This is a genomic window from Halomonas sp. NPDC076908 (genome assembly GCF_050269715.1).
GTDB lineage: Bacteria > Pseudomonadota > Gammaproteobacteria > Pseudomonadales > Halomonadaceae > Vreelandella.
Map to the genome: position 1 here is coordinate 1 of NZ_JBNNIW010000004.1, position 20,745 is coordinate 20,745.

General features: G+C 52.5%; 18 protein-coding genes and 1 pseudogene. 8 read left to right on the forward strand and 11 right to left on the reverse strand.

Features of this window, described 5'->3' with window-relative positions:
* The 4 genes and pseudogenes from ACQKE4_RS03210 to ACQKE4_RS03225 all read right to left on the reverse strand — a co-directional run.
* Positions 1 to 228, reverse strand: a 228-nt coding sequence (locus ACQKE4_RS03210) for a helix-turn-helix domain-containing protein (protein WP_427386870.1), incomplete at its 3' end; no start/stop codon positions are given.
* A gap of 521 nt (positions 229 to 749) precedes the next feature.
* A pseudogene (locus ACQKE4_RS03215) lies at positions 750 to 1,163 on the reverse strand (IS30 family transposase); the annotation flags it as partial.
* An 88-nt stretch (positions 1,164 to 1,251) separates the two neighbouring features.
* Positions 1,252 to 2,562 (reverse strand): NAD(P)/FAD-dependent oxidoreductase, encoded by a 1,311-nt coding sequence (locus ACQKE4_RS03220; protein WP_427386871.1) that lies wholly within the window; start codon positions 2,560 to 2,562, stop codon positions 1,252 to 1,254.
* A 48-nt stretch (positions 2,563 to 2,610) separates the two neighbouring features.
* Positions 2,611 to 3,228, reverse strand: coding sequence for a cupin domain-containing protein (locus tag ACQKE4_RS03225; protein WP_427386872.1), 618 nt, complete (start codon positions 3,226 to 3,228; stop codon positions 2,611 to 2,613).
* A 224-nt stretch (positions 3,229 to 3,452) separates the two neighbouring features.
* Between ACQKE4_RS03225 and ACQKE4_RS03230 the strand changes: the two genes are divergently transcribed.
* The 6 genes from ACQKE4_RS03230 (at position 3,453) to ACQKE4_RS03255 (ending at position 11,321) form a co-directional block, all read left to right on the forward strand.
* A complete protein-coding gene (locus tag ACQKE4_RS03230) occupies positions 3,453 to 5,111 on the forward strand; it encodes an ABC transporter ATP-binding protein (protein WP_427386873.1) in 1,659 nt (552 codons plus the stop codon).
* Positions 5,112 to 5,143: 32 nt separating this feature from the next.
* Positions 5,144 to 6,796 carry a peptide ABC transporter substrate-binding protein gene (locus ACQKE4_RS03235; protein ID WP_427386874.1) on the forward strand — a complete coding sequence of 551 codons (1,653 nt, stop codon included), beginning with the start codon at positions 5,144 to 5,146 and terminating at the stop codon, positions 6,794 to 6,796.
* Positions 6,797 to 6,871: 75 nt separating this feature from the next.
* Positions 6,872 to 7,822, forward strand: coding sequence for an ABC transporter permease (locus ACQKE4_RS03240; RefSeq protein ID WP_427386875.1), 951 nt, complete (start codon positions 6,872 to 6,874; stop codon positions 7,820 to 7,822).
* Positions 7,823 to 7,850: 28 nt separating this feature from the next.
* Complete coding sequence (locus ACQKE4_RS03245) at positions 7,851 to 8,729, forward strand: ABC transporter permease (RefSeq protein ID WP_427386876.1); 879 nt, start codon at positions 7,851 to 7,853, stop codon at positions 8,727 to 8,729.
* A 27-nt stretch (positions 8,730 to 8,756) separates the two neighbouring features.
* Complete coding sequence (locus ACQKE4_RS03250; RefSeq protein WP_427386877.1) at positions 8,757 to 9,686, forward strand: 2-hydroxyacid dehydrogenase; 930 nt, start codon at positions 8,757 to 8,759, stop codon at positions 9,684 to 9,686.
* A 207-nt stretch (positions 9,687 to 9,893) separates the two neighbouring features.
* The gene (locus ACQKE4_RS03255; RefSeq protein ID WP_427386878.1) at positions 9,894 to 11,321 is read left to right on the forward strand and encodes an FAD-binding oxidoreductase; all 1,428 of its coding nucleotides are present in this window, start codon (positions 9,894 to 9,896) and stop codon (positions 11,319 to 11,321) included.
* Between the two features lie 121 nt (positions 11,322 to 11,442).
* Here the strand turns inward: ACQKE4_RS03255 and ACQKE4_RS03260 are convergent, their stop codons facing one another.
* The 6 genes from ACQKE4_RS03260 to ACQKE4_RS03285 all read right to left on the reverse strand — a co-directional run bounded on the left by ACQKE4_RS03260 (position 11,443) and on the right by ACQKE4_RS03285 (position 17,569).
* Positions 11,443 to 12,876 carry an NAD-dependent succinate-semialdehyde dehydrogenase gene (locus ACQKE4_RS03260; RefSeq protein ID WP_427386879.1) on the reverse strand — a complete coding sequence of 478 codons (1,434 nt, stop codon included), beginning with the start codon at positions 12,874 to 12,876 and terminating at the stop codon, positions 11,443 to 11,445.
* 218 nt (positions 12,877 to 13,094) lie between these two features.
* Positions 13,095 to 13,820: an ABC transporter ATP-binding protein gene (locus ACQKE4_RS03265; protein WP_427386880.1), complete on the reverse strand. Its 726-nt coding sequence runs from the start codon at positions 13,818 to 13,820 to the stop codon at positions 13,095 to 13,097.
* Positions 13,820 to 14,536 carry an ABC transporter ATP-binding protein gene (locus tag ACQKE4_RS03270; protein WP_427386881.1) on the reverse strand — a complete coding sequence of 239 codons (717 nt, stop codon included), beginning with the start codon at positions 14,534 to 14,536 and terminating at the stop codon, positions 13,820 to 13,822. The genes ACQKE4_RS03265 and ACQKE4_RS03270 overlap by 1 nt, the downstream gene beginning before the upstream one ends.
* A complete protein-coding gene (locus tag ACQKE4_RS03275; RefSeq protein ID WP_427386882.1) occupies positions 14,514 to 15,467 on the reverse strand; it encodes a branched-chain amino acid ABC transporter permease in 954 nt (317 codons plus the stop codon). The genes ACQKE4_RS03270 and ACQKE4_RS03275 overlap by 23 nt, the downstream gene beginning before the upstream one ends.
* Positions 15,464 to 16,351, reverse strand: a complete 888-nt coding sequence (locus ACQKE4_RS03280) for a branched-chain amino acid ABC transporter permease (protein ID WP_427386883.1) — start codon at positions 16,349 to 16,351, stop codon at positions 15,464 to 15,466. The genes ACQKE4_RS03275 and ACQKE4_RS03280 overlap by 4 nt, the downstream gene beginning before the upstream one ends.
* A gap of 33 nt (positions 16,352 to 16,384) precedes the next feature.
* Positions 16,385 to 17,569 (reverse strand): ABC transporter substrate-binding protein, encoded by a 1,185-nt coding sequence (locus ACQKE4_RS03285; protein WP_427386884.1) that lies wholly within the window; start codon positions 17,567 to 17,569, stop codon positions 16,385 to 16,387.
* 190 nt (positions 17,570 to 17,759) lie between these two features.
* Between ACQKE4_RS03285 and ACQKE4_RS03290 the strand changes: the two genes are divergently transcribed.
* Entirely contained in the window at positions 17,760 to 19,175 is a 1,416-nt protein-coding gene (locus ACQKE4_RS03290) for an amidase (protein WP_427386885.1), read from the forward strand.
* A gap of 43 nt (positions 19,176 to 19,218) precedes the next feature.
* Here ACQKE4_RS03290 and ACQKE4_RS03295 read toward each other — a convergent pair whose 3' ends face one another.
* Complete coding sequence (locus ACQKE4_RS03295) at positions 19,219 to 20,001, reverse strand: IclR family transcriptional regulator (protein WP_427386886.1); 783 nt, start codon at positions 19,999 to 20,001, stop codon at positions 19,219 to 19,221.
* 136 nt (positions 20,002 to 20,137) lie between these two features.
* Here ACQKE4_RS03295 and ACQKE4_RS03300 point away from each other — a divergent pair, with 136 nt between their 5' ends.
* Complete coding sequence (locus tag ACQKE4_RS03300; RefSeq protein ID WP_176304258.1) at positions 20,138 to 20,662, forward strand: 2,4'-dihydroxyacetophenone dioxygenase family protein; 525 nt, start codon at positions 20,138 to 20,140, stop codon at positions 20,660 to 20,662.
* Positions 20,663 to 20,745: the final 83 nt, after the last annotated feature.

Below are 20,745 nucleotides of genomic sequence, written 5' to 3' on the forward strand. Positions count from 1 at the left end.
TTGAAGGCCTTCAATACCGTCTTTTTCCCATTGGGATAACCAAGTAGACACCGTATCGCGTTTAACCCCGAGGATGTCGCGAATCTGGTTAATCGTATGGCCTTTGTGGCTGAGCAAGATGGCGTGGGCTCTGCGGCGTAGTGCTCTCTTTTCACCATGCTGGTAGGCGTCATTAACGATAGGTTGCTGGTCGGGCGTCAAAGAAATGAAGCGCAAGCGACGAGACATGGTGCATCTCCCTTGTTATAAGCCTCGCTTTATACACCATAACTTATGCGGATTCACTTAATGGTCTGTATCGGACTGACAAGTGTTTTCGTCTCACAGATTTCGGCCAAGTTCTAATGCGCTAAATCTTTAATTCTCCGTTTCTGAGTAATGAAGAAATTGCTCTGTTGTTAGGAGCCTGGGTTTAACATTCCAGCTATCGCCTATAAAACCCAAGAGGGCGAGCATATACGTGGCGGTATTTTGGGACTTGTTGTTAAATCTCTCAGTAAATAAAACTCAGGCGATCAATTTCTGTATGCCCATCCTCAGTATTGGGATCTGAGTGGTGTTTGGTTACTTCGCCATAATATGCCATGTTTGATTTCAAGCGGGGCGATGGAGTTCCTACATGCGCTGGCCTAGATAAAAGTGATCGACATCCCTTTAGTAGGCTTTGCGGGCACTATGCTGGTGTTGATTATGCAAACCATTAACCAGCTCCTTTATCTAGGTGGCCTTAAGTTCCAAGTGTAACGCCATTAAAGAGTTTTCGGATCGGCAACGGATTTACTGAGCATCTCGGCGTAGACGTCCATTGGCATTCGTAGTCGTATATTCAGTGAGTGGCTATCCCGCCGAGTTCTTCCTGCTCATAGACTGAAAGATCCGTACCCTTCGGCAGGTACTGCCTCAAAAGCCCTTTGGTGTTCTCATTAGTACCCCGCTGCCCAGGGCCAAGTGAATCGTCGTACCTGTCTTATGAGTGATCTCGGCATGCTTCACTATTTATTTGCTCAGGTCATTAGTCATGGACAGGCGCAGTGAATGTGGCACCTCATTAAACTTGTCGCTGAAGCCAACGGTCGCCGCTAGGCAGTGGTGCCATCTACTGTTGCCAAGATCACTAAACGCGTAGTGCTCCCCACCAATGTACTGACGGCAGAGCGAATGTTAACGGGTTTACTAACGGCTCAGGTGAATAACACACCATTTTTTACAATTTATCGTTGCCGTGAGCAGCGACCAGCATAACTCTTCTCATTACCGTCCTTCGCGGAGCAGCTTTAAGCGGTCCTGCATCTTGTACATGGCCATGAACAACGGCATGAACCAAGGCTTCCCATGGTAAAACGGCACCGCTGTTGGTGCGCGAAAATCGAATGCCGATGGTGCCTCGTTTGTGTTACCTAGCAGTTTCTGCGCTGCCTTACGGCCGATCCATGGAGCCCAGACAACGCCCGATCCGCAGAAGCCTGTGGCATAAACTATGCCATCGCGCTCAAAGATCCGTGGAATCATATCTCGATGCATGCCAACGTTGCCGAACCAAGTGTGTGTAACTGCGCTCTCATTCAGTTCGGGGAATATCGATACTAGGTTGTACCTCAGATGCGCGACAGGTTTTGTGGGTTCATCCAAAGTGGTGCCATCTCGCCCGCCGAATAGGATCCGCTTTCCATCTGGCGAGGGGCGGAAGTAAAAGCCAAGGGTGCGCGTGTCACTCATCATCATCTGTCGTGGCATGAGCTTTGCCATCAGATCGGCTGGCAGCTCCTCGGTAGCGATGATGCGGCTACGTACGGGCACGATACGCCTGCGCAGCCATGGATCTACCTTATCGGTATAGCCGTTGGTACAGATCATCACTTGTCGTGCAGTGACTTGTCCTCGCGCCGTTTTGATAATGAACTTGTCATTATCAGGTGTAATATGTTCCACGGCCGTGTCGGAGTGAATAGTTACCCCTGCCGTCTGCGCCACGCGCAACATTTCAGCAATGAATTTCGCAGGGTGCAGCCCGCCGATGTCCATTCGGACCGTTCCACCCCGGAAAAAATCAGTGCCGATGTAGTCCCGCTGCTCCCCATAGGGAACAGCGTAGGCTTCGATACCCAGCGTGCGGTGCAGCTTTTCCGCGCCCCGAGCAGCGTTTTCGTAATCCTTTGCGCCCATCGAACCGCTGAACCGTCCGACAGGCTTAAAATCACAATCAATGCCTTCCTCGGCAATCATGCTGTAAAGGTGCTCACGAGCCTGTTTGCCTTCTGCTTCAATCGCGGTAGCGCGTTCAACGCCAAATTTTCGCACTAGCGTTGCATGGTCGAGCCGAATGTTGCCGCTGGTAATGCCGCCATTGCGCGATGACGCTCCTTCGCCAGGATGCTGGCGGTCGAATATTGCTACAGTCCGGCCCGCACGGGCCAGTGTCATACCTGCACTAAGCCCCGCATAGCCTGCGCCAATAATGGCCACGTCGACCGCCTTTTCCAAAGGTTTCTCTGGTAGGGATTGGACTGGGGCGGCTTCCCACCAATAGGGAGTCGTCTTGAGTGGGACGTGATCAGAAGACATTGAGAACACCTTTGTAATGGTACAGGATACTTAGCGGTATTTGCTGCGTCAGAGGTGTCGGTCAAACTGCACGGCGCCGATGACCCAAAGGATCCGCGCAGTCCGGTTGCTATCATTTCGGAAACCGTGCGGCTGTGCGCTGTTGAATACGAAGCTATCACCCTCTTCAAGGCGCGCCTCGCGATTATCAACAGTCAGCATCAATTCCCCTTCGAGGACAAGGCCCCCTTTCTCGGCAGGATAACTGAGCGCAGTGTTGCCTGACGATCCGCCAGGCTCTATCGTCAGAATCATGATTTGCAGGTTGTGGTTACCCCCTGACGTCAACAATTCTTTTTGTAACGATCCAATGTCGATACGCGGCCGCTTTGCTGCACGACGCAGGAAAGGGGGGGCATCCTCGCCTCCACCTTCTTCAGCGGCATCCCCTGAATCGTCCCCGAACATCACTTGCATCGGAATGTTCAGTGCACGCCGGATTGCTGTCAGAACTCTCATTGAAGGGTTAGCGATGTCGCGTTCAATCTGGCTGATCGTTCCGACCGATACGCCCGATTTTTCCGACAGCTCCCTTAGTGAGATGCCTTGTTCATGACGCAATTGCCTGAACGTTTCTCCAATCGAGCCGGGCGCGTCGTCTGGAGCATGTGTTTCTTGATCTGACATAAGCGCCTTATGCGATGTCTTAGCAGGCAAAAAAAGTAGCCTACTGTTCAGTTTAATAATGAAAGATAATTCTGATTATTTTAAGCATATACTCATAGTGTTGAAAAATCTTGCCATATTGAAAGGTGTTTTTCAGTATATTATTTAAAAGTGTTCATTTTTGAATTTAATGCTGCTAGCTTAAGTTTACATGCTGAACTCGTGCCTATGGAGGTAACGTACAGGTGACTCCACGCTCTGAAAGCGAAATTCCAGCCGAGGAAGTAATACTGTCAGTTCGGAACCTGACCGTTGATCTGCCGTATGGTATGGAGCGTAAATACGCAGTCAAAGATGTCTCGTTCGATTTGCCGCGCGGAAAAATCCTATGCGTTATCGGTGAATCGGGATCCGGAAAATCTGTTACTGCCAACACACTCATGGGGCTGTTACCACCGGCAATTCGTGTGTCTTCGGGCCAAATCACTTTCCAGGGCGAGGATCTTCTGAAGGCCAGCCAGAAAGATCTGCGTAAGTTGAGAGGGCGGATGGTGTCAATGATCTTCCAAGATCCTCTTTCGGCGCTGAACCCGCTGATGACCATCGGCGATCAAGTGGTTGAAGTGTTGGCGTCACATGGGGAAGGTACGCCTAAATCACGCGTTGCCCGTGCGCTTGAGCTTATAGAAGAAGTTGGCCTACCAAAGCCGCAAGAGATGCTACATCAGTACCCCTTCCGGCTTTCGGGCGGCCAGCGCCAACGTGTAATGATCGCCATGGCTTTGGCCCTGGAGCCTGCGATCTTGATCGCAGACGAACCTACCACCGCGCTTGATGTGACAACGCAGGCACAGATTCTGAACCTGATTCGCGATATCCAGACCCGCAAGGGCATGAGTGTGATGTTCATTACCCATGATTTTGGGGTAGTTGCCGAGATTGCTGACGAAGTGATCGTGATGGAAAAAGGATTGATCGTCGAACATGCTAGTGCCGAAGAGATATTCAGTGCCCCGAAACATCCCTACACGAAACGCCTGATCGCAGCCGTCCCCGGCCTGAAGAAAAAAGGCAGTGATGTCGTACAGAAACTTCCTGAGACCGACCAGGATAATATCGTGTTGACGGTCGAGGATTTGAGCAAGACTTACCGGAGTGGTGGCGGCTGGTTCAGCAAGGAGCGCACCGTTGCTGCAGTGCAAAATGCAAGCTTCGTGCTGCGTCGAGGACAAACCTTAGGTGTGGTTGGTGAAAGCGGATCGGGCAAGACATCCCTTGGCCGCCTTTTGATCAAATTAATGGCAAGCGACAATGGCAGGATGATGTATAACGGTGCCGACATCGCCCCTATGAAGGAAAGCGAATTCCGGACGCTGCGCCCCAAGATCCAGATGATATTCCAGGATCCGTTTGCCTCACTCAATCCACGTTCGACCATTGGTCACATCCTGACAGTTGGTCCTATTGCACAAGGAATGAACCGCACTGAAGCACGCAATAAAGCGCTTCGCATTCTTGAACAAGTCGAGCTTGATGCGGGGGCGTATGGGCGCTATCCGCACGAATTTTCCGGCGGGCAGCGACAGCGTATCGGGATCGCCCGCGCCCTGATGTTTGACCCTGACCTGCTGGTCGCAGACGAGGCGGTATCGGCGCTTGATGTATCAATCCAGGCTCAGATTCTTGATTTGCTCGATCAAATACAACAAAAGACCCAGGTGGCGATGTTCTTCATCACCCATGATCTGCGCGTCGCCAGCCAGATTTGTGATGAAATTCTAGTGATGCATAAGGGTAGGATAGTGGAAGCTGGCCCGCCGTCACAGATTTTTCACGCCCCTCAAAACGCCTACACCCGCGAACTCGTGGCCGCCATACCCGGTGCAGAACGCAGCTCACAATAATACTAAATGAAATCGATCTGGAGAAAATCAACATGAATTTCACGAATCCCAGCCGACGCGATGCACTCAAGATGATGGGCTTGGTGGGCACCGCTGGTGTCTTTATGCCCAATCTACTGGTCAGCCCTGCGTTTGCCAGCCCACCCAGTGCGCCAACCGGCCAGATCGTGGTGGGTGTTAGCCAAGAGCCTACTGTTTTCAACCCTCTGATGCCCCGCATCGAAGTGGATGACGGCGTTCAGCTATCTTTGTTCGATGCGCTTGTCCGCATCACCCCCGATGGTGAATTCATTCCTGCGCTGGCGACCGAAGTGCCGACTATCGAGAATGGCGGACTGTCCGAGGACGGCCTGAATTGGCGCTTCAAGCTGAGAGACGACGTTAAATGGCATGATGGAGAGCCGTTCACTGCTGAGGATGTCAAATTTACGCTAGAGCTGATCCTTGACCCGAACTTCCGCAGCTGGCGCACCACGGGCCATGATCTTATCCGCGACATTGAAGTGATCTCCCCTACCGAGATCAAGTGGCGGATGGAAGAGCCTTTTGCTCCTTACATGTCCATCCTTGTCGAGACGATGATGGTTCCTAAGCATATTCTCGAGCCGCTGGAAGACCGCAACAATGCGCCTTTCAATCAAGCTCCAGTAGGTACCGGTGCCTTCAAGTGGGGTAGTCGTAGGGCGGGCGACCATCTCGAATTGGTGGCGAACGAGGATTACTTTGCTGACGGTCCTTATGTTGAACGGCTGATTTTCAAATACATCCCGGATCTGACCGTTCTCTACACTCAATTCAAAAGCGGTGACATCGACATCATCAGCAATCAGTACATTTCTCCTGACAACTACGCTGAGGCAAAGTCATTGGCAGGTCGGGTGGTTGAGGTTGTGCCTACATCAACCGTGGAATCGATGTTTTTAAATATGGAAAAGCCGCAATTCCGAGATCCGGCCGTGCGCGAGGCAATCTATGCCGCGATTGATAAGCAGACGATCATTGAAGCGCTTTATTACGGACTGGCGACACCGACGGAAAGCTATCTTCCCCAACAGTCCTACTACTATACCCCCGACCTTCCAAAACACGAGTACAACACTGAACGGGCAAACACGCTTCTTGACGATGCTGGCTGGATGCCCGGTGAAGATGGCATACGCGAAAAAGATGGCGTGAGACTATCGTTCAGCAATTCGACCACTTCGGGAAACCATCTTCGCGAACAGACACAGCAGTTTATACAGCAGTCGCTCGGCCAGATTGGCATAGAAATGTCAATCGAAAACCTGCCGCCCGCAGTCATGTGGGGTGAATATTGGACAATGTCGGAATTCGATTCAGTCATCGTCGGCGTCGTTTTTACGACTGGCGCTGATGCTGATGTGACGGTGCGTTTCTCCTCTGACGCCATTCCAGCTCAAGGTGGGCGCGGGGCGAACACGGCTCAGTATACAAACCCTGAGGTCGATGAACTTTTGAAAGAGGCTGGGGAAATATTTGATCAGGAACGGCGCAAAGAGATTTACCGCGAGGTCCAGCAAGTGATCCGCGAAGATCTGCCACTGCTGCCCATGTTCCAATACGCGACTGTCCGTGGTCACAAGGAAGGTATCGAAGGTATTGAACCCAATATCAACACCCGTATTGATACTTGGAATGTTGCCCAATACTACTGGAACAAATAAGAAACCTGCCGGGGGCGTAGCATAGCTCCCGGCCTGACCTCGCACAGACTGCGGGCGCGATGGATAGGAAGAAAGATGGCCGGATACCTACTAAGACGCCTCGGACAAAGCATCGTGTTGCTGATTATCGTATCGATGATTGGCTTTGGCGTATTACACCTCACACCCGGCGGGCCGTTATCGCAATTCGCGCTGACGCCTGGTATGACGCAAGAAACCATGAACAGAATAGCGGAGCAGATGGGACTGAATCGGCCCTTGCCGATTCAGTATCTCGACTGGGCCTGGCGGATGCTTCAAGGTGATTGGGGCATCTCCTATCGTGATCAGGAACCAGTTCTCAAGGTGATCAGCAGACACATGTTTGCGACTTTCCTGCTTATGATCAGCTCTACGGTGATCGCAATCGCACTGGGCACTTGGATCGGGATTAGGGGTGCTACGCATCGGTATTCAGCCTTCGATTATACCGCCACTGTCGGTGCGATGATTGCTCTTTCGATACCCACTTTCTGGTTTGGCCTCGTCGGCATCTATATCTTTTCACTGGAGCTTGGATGGTTGCCCGCTGGCAATATGTACACGATTGGCAACGAATCTGTTTTGGACTACCTGCATCACCTCATTCTTCCCAGCATCGTCCTCGCCCTGGTCAACATTGCAATTTGGAGCCGCTATATGCGTACCGCGACGCTGGACGTGATCAATCAGGATTTCGTCAAGACTGCACGCGCCAAGGGTGTAAGTGAGCGGCGCATATTGATGAAGCATGTGGTGGGCAACGCGCTGTTACCGATGGTCACACTCGCGGGGATGCAACTACCTAATCTGCTGAGCGGGGCGCTGATCACCGAAACAGTTTTCACCTGGCCGGGCATGGGGCGTCTGTTTCTCGATAGCCTCAGTTACAACGACTACCCCGTTGTGATGGGATTGTTGATGTTCTCGGCAATCATTGTGCTATTGGGAAATTTGATCGCCGATCTTGTTGCCGCCGCCATCGATCCCCGCATCCGCTTGGCATGACGAGCGATACGCTGAAGGAAACGACGATATGACAGCCGTCTCGATTTCACAGAATTCCCACCATTGGTGGAACAGCCGTGGCATGAAACGGTTTGCCCGCCACCGATTGGCAATGATCGGCGTTTTGATGCTGCTGATACTGACCGTGGCCTGCATCTTTGGTCCATATCTGTTGCCTTATGACAATTTGTTCATCGACCTGCCTGCCCGCTTTGCCGCGCCGCTTACAGGCGATCACTACCTTGGCACCGACCCGCTTGGGCGAGATATTGCAGCCCGGTTGCTAATGGCGGGGCGGATTTCGTTGCTGGTTGGATTCTTTGCGATGGTGTTATCGACATTGATCGGGACTGTGATCGGTGTCGTTGCAGGTTACTATGGTGGCACGGTCAATTCGGTTCTCATGCGTTTTGTAGATGCTTTTTTGGCCTTTCCTTCGATCTTTCTCTTGCTGGCGCTAGCAGCTTTCATCAATCCTAGCCCCGTAATGATCACCGTCATTATCGCCGTCACAAGCTGGATGGAAATAGCCCGCATCGTCGAAGCCGAGGTGAAATCCCTCCGTGAACGTGATTTTGTCCTAGCGGGGAGAATGCTGGGTCTGAGCAACATGCATATCATGTTTCGTGAATTGTTGCCTAATCTGGTCGGCCCGATCATTGTCGCCGCAACCCTGACCGTCGCACGGGCTATCCTGCTGGAAGCTTATATCAGTTTTCTTGGCTACGGAATCCAGCCCCCGCTGCCCAGCTGGGGAAATATGCTGAACGGCGCGCAGCAATATCTAGCCACGGCCCCTTGGCTAGCAATTATCCCTGGCATTGCCATCACCATGGCAGTGACCAGCTTCAATTTCATTGGTGACGGTTTGCGTGACGCGTTGGACGCGCGCACTGATCCCGCCTGAGATACGATTATTTTTGAGGGAGTTCGTATGACATTTCTGGCCAACATGGATCGCAGGCGTGGAGAAATTCTGCGAGGTCTTTTCGCGGACCTGATTCCCGATCTTGAAGTGGTTCTTGCTGGCGAAGACTTCGATCAGGCCGCCGTACGCTATATGCTAACTTGGAGTGTTCCCGAAGATATCAAGATTGGCTGGCCAGCTCTCGAAGTGATCTTCTCGCTGGGTGCGGGTGCGGATCAGTTTAATATGGCGGAGCTTCCTGACAGTGTGCCGGTGGTTCGTCTAGTCGCTGATGATCACGCTGCCATGATGCGGGAATACATTACCATGGCAGTGCTAGCGCTACACCGTGACCTGCCCGGCTATATCGACCAACAAAAACATCAAGTCTGGCAACAAGTGTCGGTGCCACCGCCTGCAGCGGACAGGCGCGTTGGGGTCATGGGATTAGGGCATCTTGGTCGCAGTGCCCTTGACGCGCTAGCGCCTTTCGGCTTTACGCTGTCAGGGTGGGCACGTAGCCCACATGATATTGCCAGCGTAACTACTTTCCATGGAGAAAACGGCCTTGGCCCTTTTCTGGCGCAAGCGGACATTTTGATTTGCCTATTGCCCTTGACCGATTCGACCAAAGATATCCTGAATGCAGGCTTGTTTGACCAGTTGCCGCCTTCCGCTGCACTTGTTCATGCCGGCCGTGGCCAGCAGCTGGATCACGAAGCGTTGATTACGGCACTTAATTCCGGCAAGTTGCGCAGCGCTGTAATCGACGTAACCAATCCAGAACCGTTACCTAAGGAACATCCCTTCTGGAACGATCCGCGCATTATTCTGACGCCGCACATTGCATGCATTACGCGGATAGAAGCATGTATCCCTGTCGTGTGTGAAAATATCCAGCGGCACCGTCGCGGCGAAACATTGGACTATGTGGTCAATCCAGCTCTTGGATATTGATATCCTCTGTCCACTAAATCGAAGATTTTAGTGGCGGTTTCCCACTACTGGACGGCCATACCCTATAAGCCATGACTGTCGATTTTAAAGCTGCGAAATATCTACCGATCCCGAATGCATTTTGACGCGAAGCACCATCGCACAGTAGCGTCGCGCTAAGCGCGACTGACATTCATGTCTTTGATACTCTCCCCCACTGGAGCATACATGTCTGACGCTTTGAACCGACAAACAATCACTGAGGAGTTACTCAGCACGCTGGTTGGTCAACTCGGGGCAGACTACGTACTGACCGAGGAATCCGACATGCTTCCTTACGTCCAAGAACAGCGCAGACTGTATCCGGGGTATGCATTAGCTGTGGTGATGCCGGCCTGTACCGCCGAGGTTGCATTCATTGTCGAGCAGTGCCGCGAGCATAACGTTCCGCTGGTACCACAAGGCGGGAATACAGGACTAGTCGGCGGCGGCGTACCGCAGCAGAGTATCGTCGTTGCCTTGGGGCGCATGAATCGCATTCGTGATATCGATCCTACTAATGCCACCATCACCGTGGAGGCGGGCTGCATCCTGCAGGTAGTACAAGACGCCGCACAGGACGCCGGACGCCTATTTCCCTTGTCGCTTGCCGCACAGGGATCATGTCAGATTGGGGGCAATCTGGCCACGAATGCCGGCGGTATCAATGTACTGCGATATGGGAACGCTCGTGATCTGGTGCTCGGTCTGGAGGTGGTATTAGCCGACGGTAGTGTCATGAACAGTTTGACGGCGTTACGCAAGGACAACACCGGATACGACCTTAAGCATCTCTTCATCGGCTCTGAGGGCACGTTGGGCATCATCACGGCTGCCGTTCTCAAGCTTTTCCCCCTGCCCCGGGGTAAAGCCACCACCCTGGTCGGCTGTGATTCTCCGCACCAGGTGCTGGCACTGTACGGACATTTGCGGGACCGGCTCAGCGATGCCCTGACAGCTTTCGAATTCCTGCCACGCTTTGCAATAGACGTCGTGCTTTCTCATATTCATGGTGCACGTGACCCTTTCAACCTGAGCTACGCGTCATACGCGCTGATCGAACTGACGACACCGGATGCCGACCTTGATCTAAATGCACGACTGGAAGTAGCCTTGGCAGACGCCTTCGAGAATGACGTAGTCCGCGATGCCGTTATCGCGACTAGCAGCACGCAATCCAAAGCGTTATGGCGGCTGCGTGAAGGTGTCGCGGAAGCACAAACAGCTGAAGGTGCATCGATCAAGCACGACATCTCCGTTCCGGTGTCGAGCATCGCGGATTTCATCGAGGCCGCGAGTGCTGCCTGTCTAACGATCCTTCCTGCGTCCCGCATTTGCGCCTTCGGCCATGTCGGTGACGGCAATCTCCACTTCAACATCAGCCAACCTGTAGACATGAACGCTGCTACATTCATGGACCTGACGCCCCGGTTTAATCGTGCCGTTCACGACCTGGTCGCTGACATGAACGGCTCTATTTCAGCAGAACATGGTATCGGACTCGCCAAGCGGACCGAGTTGCGCCGCTACAAGGACCCCGTCACCCTGGCCATGATGGAACGCATCAAGGCGACACTGGATCCACAGGGGCTATTCAATCCCGGCAAGCTGCTGTGAGCGAAAAAAGAAGAACCAAGCCTCTTTCAGCAGTGGTCGGCCACCAAGCGCCAAAGCTATCCTGCAAGCAGTAAATAAAATACCCGCTCGACCCCCTTTTGAGAATGCACGGTCAAGTTGTTCACACCCCTGCTTGTGAGATGAATCGCGTATCAAGATACGCGTCGATCGCCTCGCTACCGCCTTCAGTACCATAACCCGAGTCTTTTACGCCACCAAATGGAGTTTCAGGCAGGCCAAAGCCTATGTGGTTGATAGTCAACATACCGCTTTCGATATCACGCCCCAGTGCCATCGCGGTTGCGTTGGAGCGCGTATAGGCGTAAGCGGCAAGCCCGTAGGGCAATCTGTTAGCTTCTATAACTGCCTGTTCATACGTCGAGAAAGGTACCATCAATGCCAGTGGACCAAAGGGCTCTTCGCTCATTGCATTGGCATCCATTGGAACCTCGGAAAGGACAGTGGGCTCAAAGAAAAAGCCTTTTTGGGCAAGACGCTTGCCGCCGAGACGGACCTTTGCGCCTTTCTCTATCGCGTCGTTAACGAAACGTTCGAGCGACTCAAGTCCTCGTTGATGGGCCATCGGCCCCATAGTCGTATTTTCATTGAGGCCATTGCCAACTTTGATTTCGCTAGCAGCGGCAACGAACTTATCAATAAATCTCTCGTAGATGCTTTCTTGGATGAGAAAGCGTGTCGGCGCGATGCATACCTGGCCAGCATTGCGGAACTTGGCGCCAGCAAGCTGCTTAGCGGCAGCATCAAGATCGGCATCTTCAAAGACGATTACCGGTGCGTGACCGCCAAGCTCCATTGTTGCCTTTTTCATATGCTGGCCTGCTAACGCCGCAAGATGCTTGCCAACTGCGGTTGAGCCAGTGAAAGAGATTTTACGAATGGAGGGATGTGAAATTAGATACTCAGAAATCTCAGAAGGTATGCCGAAGACAAGGTTGACGACACCTGCCGGCACACCAGCATCAGCATAGGCACGGATCAGCTCGGCGGGGGCCGCGGGAGTATCTTCCGGCGCCTTGACGATAATAGAGCAGCCCGCCGCCAGCGCTGCAGATAACTTACGAACGACTTGGTTGATCGGGAAATTCCAAGGTGTAAAAGCAGCCACCGGGCCAACTGGTATTTTTACTGCCAACTGCTGAACATTAGCCTGCCGCGAAGGAATGACTTGCCCATAGGTACGTCGCGCTTCTTCAGCGAACCAGTCGATGGTGTCGGCGGCACCCAGCGTCTCCATACGCGCCTGTGCCAGCGGCTTGCCCTGCTCGGTTGTCATGATCATAGCAATCTTGTCAACACGCTCGCGTAAGAGTTCCGCGGCTCGGCGCATCACTTTGCTACGTTCAAATGGAGGAGTTGCCTTCCAGGCATTAAAGCCATGCTCTGCTGCGTCGATAGCCAAATCGAGGTCAACCTTCTCGGCGTGAGCGATATGACCAATGATCTCTTCTGTCGCCGGGTTAATCACTGGAATCGTCTTGCCGGCTAACGCACTACACCACTCGCCATTGATAAAAAGTTGTACATCTGAGTACATGATTACCTCTAATGTGATCGTAGTTAGTGCCGGTAATGTTACAAGTAAACATACCTGAAAGGCATCTTACCTATATCAAGAAATTTCAGAGATAGAAAGTGTAGTGGCCCAATATAGCTACCCTCAGGCCTGCACCTCTTTGGGAATCGATGAAAATGCTCTCCGACACTAGATTCAACAGCTTGTATATGTGCTCGGGAGTCACCCCAACGTGCTGATCATAGCCCTAGGTAGGCCTTCTTAATCTTTTCATTGTTTTGCAGTTCGCTAGACGGTCCATCCAGAACTTGATAGCCATTTTCCAGTACGTAAGCCCGATCACTGACCTGTAGTACCTGTTTAACGTTCTGTTCGACCAACAAAATAGGCATGCCGGTATCGGCTACCCGGCGTATCGCCGCCATCACATCCTTGACCAATAGTGGCGACAATCCCAGGCTAGGTTCATCCAGCAGGAGCATCTTAGGACCAAGCATCAACCCCCGAGCAATCGCCACCATCTGCTGTTGCCCCCCCGAAAGTTGCACTGCTTTTTCACGGGCGTACTTTTTAAGATCAGGAAAGAGCGTTAGAACTTTCTCCAGATTTTCGTCACGACGCTCACGTGCTGAGGGCAGTGAGGCCCCCAACAACAGGTTATCGTGTACTGTCATATTGCCGAACAGTTGACGCCCCATCGGTACATGAGCGAGCCCCAAGCGCGCCATCTCATGCGGTTTACGCCCAGAAACTTCTTGTCCATCAAAGTGAATGGTTCCTTTCCAGGGTTTAATCATCCCTGACACTGCTCGCAGGATGGTCGACTTGCCACTGCCATTGCCGCCAATCAATCCCACCAGTTCACCACTTTTGACCGTCAGCGAGGCGTCGAAGACCACCTTTAATGAACCATAACCGAGATCCACATTCTGGACACTCAGTACATTATCCGCTTGATCTGACATCAGTCCTCTCCCAGATAGGCGGTAATGACGCGTGGATCTTCGATCACATCGCGTGGTAAACCCTCGGTAATCACACTGCCGTTCGCCATGACGATCACATGATCCGATAGCTCAATGATGGCTTCCATAATGTGCTCCACCATCACGATGGTCAGGTTTTGGTCAGTCAATCGCCGCACAAATTCGATCATTTCTTTGAGAGCTGGCGGGTTTAAACCGGCCATCATCTCATCAAGAAACAGGACGCTAGGCTGGACAGCTAATGCTTTAGCCAGCTCTAAACGCCGGCGTCTGGCCAAGTTCAGATCCAGTGCTGGTTGATCATAGCGATCCGCAAGGCCCACCTTTTCCAGAACGTCCATGGCCAATTGTTCGGCTTTCTTGCGTTTGGGCTCTTTGAGGAAGGCTGCCACCAGGACGTTCTCAAGCAATGTCAGTTCTTCGAAGGGTCTTTCCGTCTGAAACGTACGTCCTATACCAACACGCGTACGCATATAAGGCGGAAGGCTGGTGATCTCATTGCCATGCAAGTAAATGCGACCTGCCTGGGGGGTAACAAAGCCTGTCAGGGCATTGAATAACGTGGTTTTGCCTGCCCCATTAGGTCCGATCAACCCCAGAATCTTACCCTGCTCGACATCTAGAGAAACATCGTTCACTGCTACTACACCCCCGAACGCTACGGTGATGCCATCAGCCTTGAGCGCGCTTGGCATAAACCCTCCTGATCAAATAACGCGCTGGCTCGCCAACGATTCCACGAGGCATGAAAATAACTACGACCATTATCAACAAGCCGTAAATCAGCATGTTCGCCTCTGCAAACGTAGTTCGGAATATCTCACCCGAGCCCACGATCAACAGCGCCCCCACGCAAGGCCCCCAGATGGTTCCTCGCCCACCGATGATGGCTGTTAAGGCTATTTGTACCGACAACAATAGGTAAAAGATAATGTGTGGTTCGATGAAGGAGAGAAAGATCGCATAGATACCACCTCCAAGCGCCGTCAATGCACCGGAAAGCATGAACGCTTTCAGTTTCACGGTGGTGGGGTTGATTCCTGATGCCATGGCGGAATCTTCATCTTCCCGTACAGCGCGAAGCTGGTAGCCGAACTTGCTGCGGGATATAAGCATCACCACTAACACCGTTATCGCCGCAAATGCCAACGCTAGATAGTAGTTGACCTGGCGGGAGAACAGATCCAGACCGAAGGGCTCTGGCAACGTCATGATAAAGACCCCGGTCGCGCCTCCAGTCAACCAGCCTTCATTAATAGCGATCAGTCGAAAGATCTCAGCGATGGCAATGGTGGATAGGGTGAAATAGGGCCCCTTAAGTTTGAAGGTCAAGCGACCCCATAGATATGCCAGCACGGCAGCAGCGGCCAGTGCCATCAGAATTGTCCACCAAGGAGCAATCTCATGGTGTGAAGTCCCAACAGCAACGAAATAAGCGCCGAGTCCTACGAAGCTAGCATGCCCTAAGCTCACCTGCCCGGCCCACCCACCCAGGATATCCCAGGCGGTGGCCCAGCCAGCGTATAACAGTAAGGTAATGGCTACCGATAGATAGCCGGGAAACATCTGTGGATAGAGAATACCGACCAGGACCAATCCGGCAAAAATGATGTAATGCTTTTTCATACGCGCTTCACCGTTTTACCGAATAGGCCCTCAGGCCGTAGCAGTAGTATCAACAGAAACACCAGTAGGCCGTAGGCGTCTCGGTAGTCCGATGTGAGGTATGAAGCGCCCATCACTTCTACCACTCCCAGTAATAACCCACCGGCGATCGCAGCCCCAATATTGCCCAGTCCTCCTAACACGGTGACTACAAAGGCCTTGAGCGTGAAGATGGCGCCCGAAAAGGTCGGCGTGGCAAACAACAGCGGAATTAGCACAACGCCTGCTGTAACGGCCAGGGCCATACCAATACCGAAGACCACTGATTCAATCCAGCGGGTATTGATACCGACGAGTTCGGCACCCAAACGATTGTCAGCGGTGGCACGAATGGCTCGACCCAGCTCCGTATGGTTGAGTACCGTATATAGCCCAACAATAACTACTATCGTCGCTAGACCGGCCAGGAGTAGGATCATTGAGAAGCTGACCTCTCCTAATGCTACCGTGCTGGAAGCATACGCCACGTTGACGGACTTGGGCTCGGCCCCAAAGGTCAGCAACAGTATATTGCCAATGACCAAGGCTAGCCCAAGAGTGACCAGTAGCGAACTTTCAGGTGGTGCTTCCATCAGCCGAGAGAGTACCAATCGCTGGAGTAATGCCCCCGCCATAAACCCAAGCGGCATGGCAACAAGCAGAGACAGGTATGGATCCCAACCAAGTAGGGAGTTGAGCAACACGGCACAGTACATGCCCAGAATAACGAAGTCCCCGTGGGCAAAGTTGATTATCTTCATTACCCCGAACACCAACGTTAGCCCTACCCCAATCAGCGCATAGACCCCACCGATCAATACCCCATTAGACAAGTTCTGCAAAAAGGATACATAGTCAAACATCATGATCTCTCTAGTTGTGCCATGCAGGCGTCCCGATTAGCGCTCGTCCCACACCGGTGTTGGATAACGAACTTCTTCAGCAGCCAAGTCGGCGGGGAACACGGTGACGTGCTCACCGTCCTGTATCTGCAATACAAGGCTGCGAATCGGGTTCTGTCCCTGAAAGCCATCGAAGCTTTCAAACACAACATGAGTGACCGGCGTATCCAAATCGGTCTCGGCTAGAGCATCCCTCACATCACTGCGTTCAAGAGACTCGGCGCGTTCAAGCGCATCAGCAGCTACTCGAAGTGCCAGATAACCCTCGGCTTCGTAGAAAGTGGGTTCCTCACCCGTTTTGGCTTTTAGCCGCTCGTAGAGATCTTCCACACCATCGTACTGAACGTCCTTGCTCCAGCTCACTACAGTGGCCACATATTCGGCAAGATCACCTACCTGATCGACGAAACTAGGCAAGGCGGCACCAGTGTCGATAGCCACGGCCTTAGCATTTAAATTCACTTCACGCATCTGACGCGCAATAGCCACACCATCTTCCGCGTAAGCAACTATATAAAGCAGGTCAGGTTCTTCAGAACGGAAGCGGTTCAGAATGGGCCGAAAATCGGATGTACCTTGATCGTAGGATTGATTGCCCACGACTTCATAGCCCCGCTCTTCCGCTAAACGTTCACCCTCCTCGGCCAGCGATGCAGGCCAAGCACCATTGCCATACAACATGGCGACGGTATTCAGGCTATCGTCGCTTTCGCGGAGGAAGTCGAAATAGTCAAAATAGCTCTCGGCAACAATCGAAGAGTTGTGCTTAGCACGGAATACCCAGGGCGAGCCAGGTTTAGTAATGCTATTGTCTGCACTACCCAGGACAATGAGAGGTATCTCCTGTCGGGTCATCAATTGTGCCATCGGGCCAGTGATACTCGATGCATAGGAGCCCATGATCAAAGGAACATTCTGGCGGTTGAGTGACTCAATCGCTGCCAGGGCACTGGTGGCTTCTGAACGGTCATCCTGAATCGACAGGGCCAGGGGTTCACCCCTTACCCCACCACCTTCATTGATTTCCTCCAACGCCACTTCCATTCCAGCCTGATAGCGTTCACCAAAGGCTGCGAAGGGTCCAGATAGGCTGTTGATAACACCGACTTCGATATCCGCCATAACGGCAGGCGCCGCAAGGAGCCAGGGAGACATTGAAGCGACAGCGATTAGTTTTTTCATTACTTTGCCCCTTGATAAGATCTACAAAAAGACGTTTAGTCGATTTTTTAGTATCTTTTCGATTATTCACGACTAATTATGTATAGACCATGCTTGCAAACGTTAGCAAGGCAACTTCATTAAACGGTAAGCCCTATCACTTAAACCATTTACCACTATCACCCCTTAACTCATTGAATAAGGAGCATCCATGACTATTCCTACGGATCCGGTCGCATCACTGGGAATCGCTGGATTCGCAGATGCACTGCGCCAAGGTGAGATCACTTCGGAGCAAGCAGTGAGTGCTTACTTAGCACGCATTGAGGTATTAGACCCATTGCTCTGCGCCTATGAAACAGTAGATGCAGACCGTGCTCTAGCCACAGCACGTGCCATGGATATCCTGCTGGCCAACGGGGTCGATCTAGGGCCGCTGATGGGATTGCCGGTATCGGTTAAGGATCTTTTTGTTGTCGACGGAATAACACCACATGCTGGCTCCAATCTTCCTCTTCAGGAGAAGCTAGGCGCCAAAGAAGGGACATTTATTCGTGCGCTGAAGTCATCGGGCTGTGTGATTTTAGGTACCACGCGAATGGTAGAATTTGCGCTCGGGATCACGGGACACTCCGTATCTCGTGGCACGCCTTGGAACCCATGGGATGATCAGCATCATCGCCTCCCTGGGGGGTCAAGCTCAGGCGCAGGGGTCGCACTCGCCTCTGGCCTGTGCGGCTTGTCTATTGGTAGCGATACGGGAGGATCCGTAAGAGTGCCGGCAGCGATGTGCGGCTTGTTTGGCTTAAAGACCACTGTGGGTCTATGGCCTGCTGACGGTGCATTTCCTCTTGAACCTAATACCGACTCCATCGGCCTGCTAACACGGACCGCTCAGGACGCCGCTATTGCCTTTGAGGCGCTAAACTCACGCATTAATCCGTTATCTCAAACGCATCAAACTCCGATGCAACCTAGTCAGCTAACCTTGGGCGTACCAGATAACTACTTCCTTGAGGGTGTCGATTCGGAAATGAAGCTCGCGTTTGAGCACGCCCTTTCCGTGTTCGAAGCGAATGGCGCTCAGCAGACTTCCGTTCACGTGCCGGACGTAGATGGTCGTGAACGTTACTTCCCCGTCGCCATGCCCGCTCACTTACTGGCGTGGCTGGGCGAGGAGTTCTTTCTGAAACATAAGGAGCTCATAGATCCTATTATTCGTGCACGCATTGATAGAGGTATTGGCATCAAGGCCCATCATTACCTAACGCTGGCTCAAGAGCGACAGTGTCACATTGAGACAGCCCAACCTTTGTTTGATCAAGTCGATGTGATTGTTAGCCCTACCACCCAGGCGCCGCCGCAGAAGCTGAGTGAACTAGAGAATCCTGACATGGCGATGCAGGCTGCGATGGGTATGACGCGCAATACACAGCCCGCCAATTATTTTGATTGGTGCGCTGTCACTCTATCAATGGGGTCTGATTCGGCAGGCATGCCACTTGGCTTACAATTAAATGGGCCTGGCAATAACGATTCGAGGCTATTAGCTATTGCCGTTGCTTTAGAAGCTCTTCTTGATCCGGCACCACAACCTAAACCATTTCGTGGGCATGCGCTGCGTTGAGTAAGTTGGTATTGCCAGCTCTTTGCTGGTGTTAATGTCGGGGTCACACCAAACCAGCATCACGACATAGCGAACGGATACACTCTAAGATACGCTGCTGCCCATCATCAGGCAGTCGATAGCGTGGCACGCTGACGCTGATAGCCCCTTCCACTCGACCATCGCCGCCGCGAACTGCCTGACCGAAACAGATAATGCCTAGTTCATTTTCCTCGTCATCGATTGCGTAACCACGTTCTCGCGTCACCGTGAGCTCATTGCGCAACGCCTCAAGCGTCGTACAGGTGCGATATGTGACGGGCTCTAGCGTCAATTGAGCTAGGTACTGCTCACGGGTGGCTTCGTCGAGGGTGGCGAGATACGCCTTACCTACCGAGGTGGAATGCATCGGTACTGGCATACCGATGTAAGAGGCCATGCGAACTGCTTCAGGCGATTCAACCTTATCCACAAAGGTCATATGGCAGCCAAACGGCACGCCCAAGTGCACCGTTTCTCCAGTTTGCTTACCGATGGCGCGCAAGGTAGCCCGAGCGCGCTCCTGCAAGCTACTGCGTGCCAGCGATTGCTGGGTGAGACGAAGCAGCGAGCGACCCAGCACGTACTCTCCACCCACTGGACTACGTTCAACAAAGCGCTCCTGTTCAAGTGTATTTAGCAAACGATAGACCGTAGGCCGTGGCATCTCTAGATGGGCCTGGATATTACGGATGGTCGCTTCGCTGCCAAGTTCAGCTATCACTTGCAACAGGCGTAGGCCCTTTGTCACCGCGGCGGCCCCCTGTACGCCGGGGCGGGACACTCCTTCTTCGCCGTCAACCATCATTGCTCACCTCTTCAAATAATACGAATGTCTAATCAGCAATCTGTCACGGCCCATTGACGCATCGCGACTGGACTCTTACCTTAAAACATATTGTCCATATTATGATCAATATGTCCACATAGTGGACGGAGGAAATATGCCGGTTCAAGCTGATGATCATCAACGAATGCCTTACCAATATCCGCAACCTGCCGAGGCCGCACTTGAAATTGTCGAGCCGCATGCCCTCCCCCAGGATGAACGAATCTGGGTGCCGCAAGCGGAAAACGTTGATTTCCGACCGTTGTGCCTGAACGTGTCACAAGGCTACTGGGTCAACCTGCTGCGCGTTCGCAAGTCCGGCGTACTTAGCCGCCACCGTCATCCTAACCCGGTGCATGGCATGGTACTCAAGGGCAAATGGCGCTATTTAGAGCACGACTGGGAGGCTACGGAGGGCAGCTACGTCTACGAACCTCCAGGCGAGACTCACACACTGGTTGTCGACGAGGATGTCGAGGAAATGATCACTCTCTTCCAGGTCAACGGCGTAATGTATTACGTCGACCCATGGGGCAAGCACTTAGGTTACGAAGATGTTTTTACCAAGATAGACATGTGTCGTAAGCATTATGAAGCCTGTGGGCTCGGCCGTGACTATGTCGACCGGTTCATTCGCTGAAGCGAAACATTCACCCAACACAAAATGCATGATTTAAGGTTCTAACGCCAAAAACAAAACTACAAAATGACACGGAGCACTCT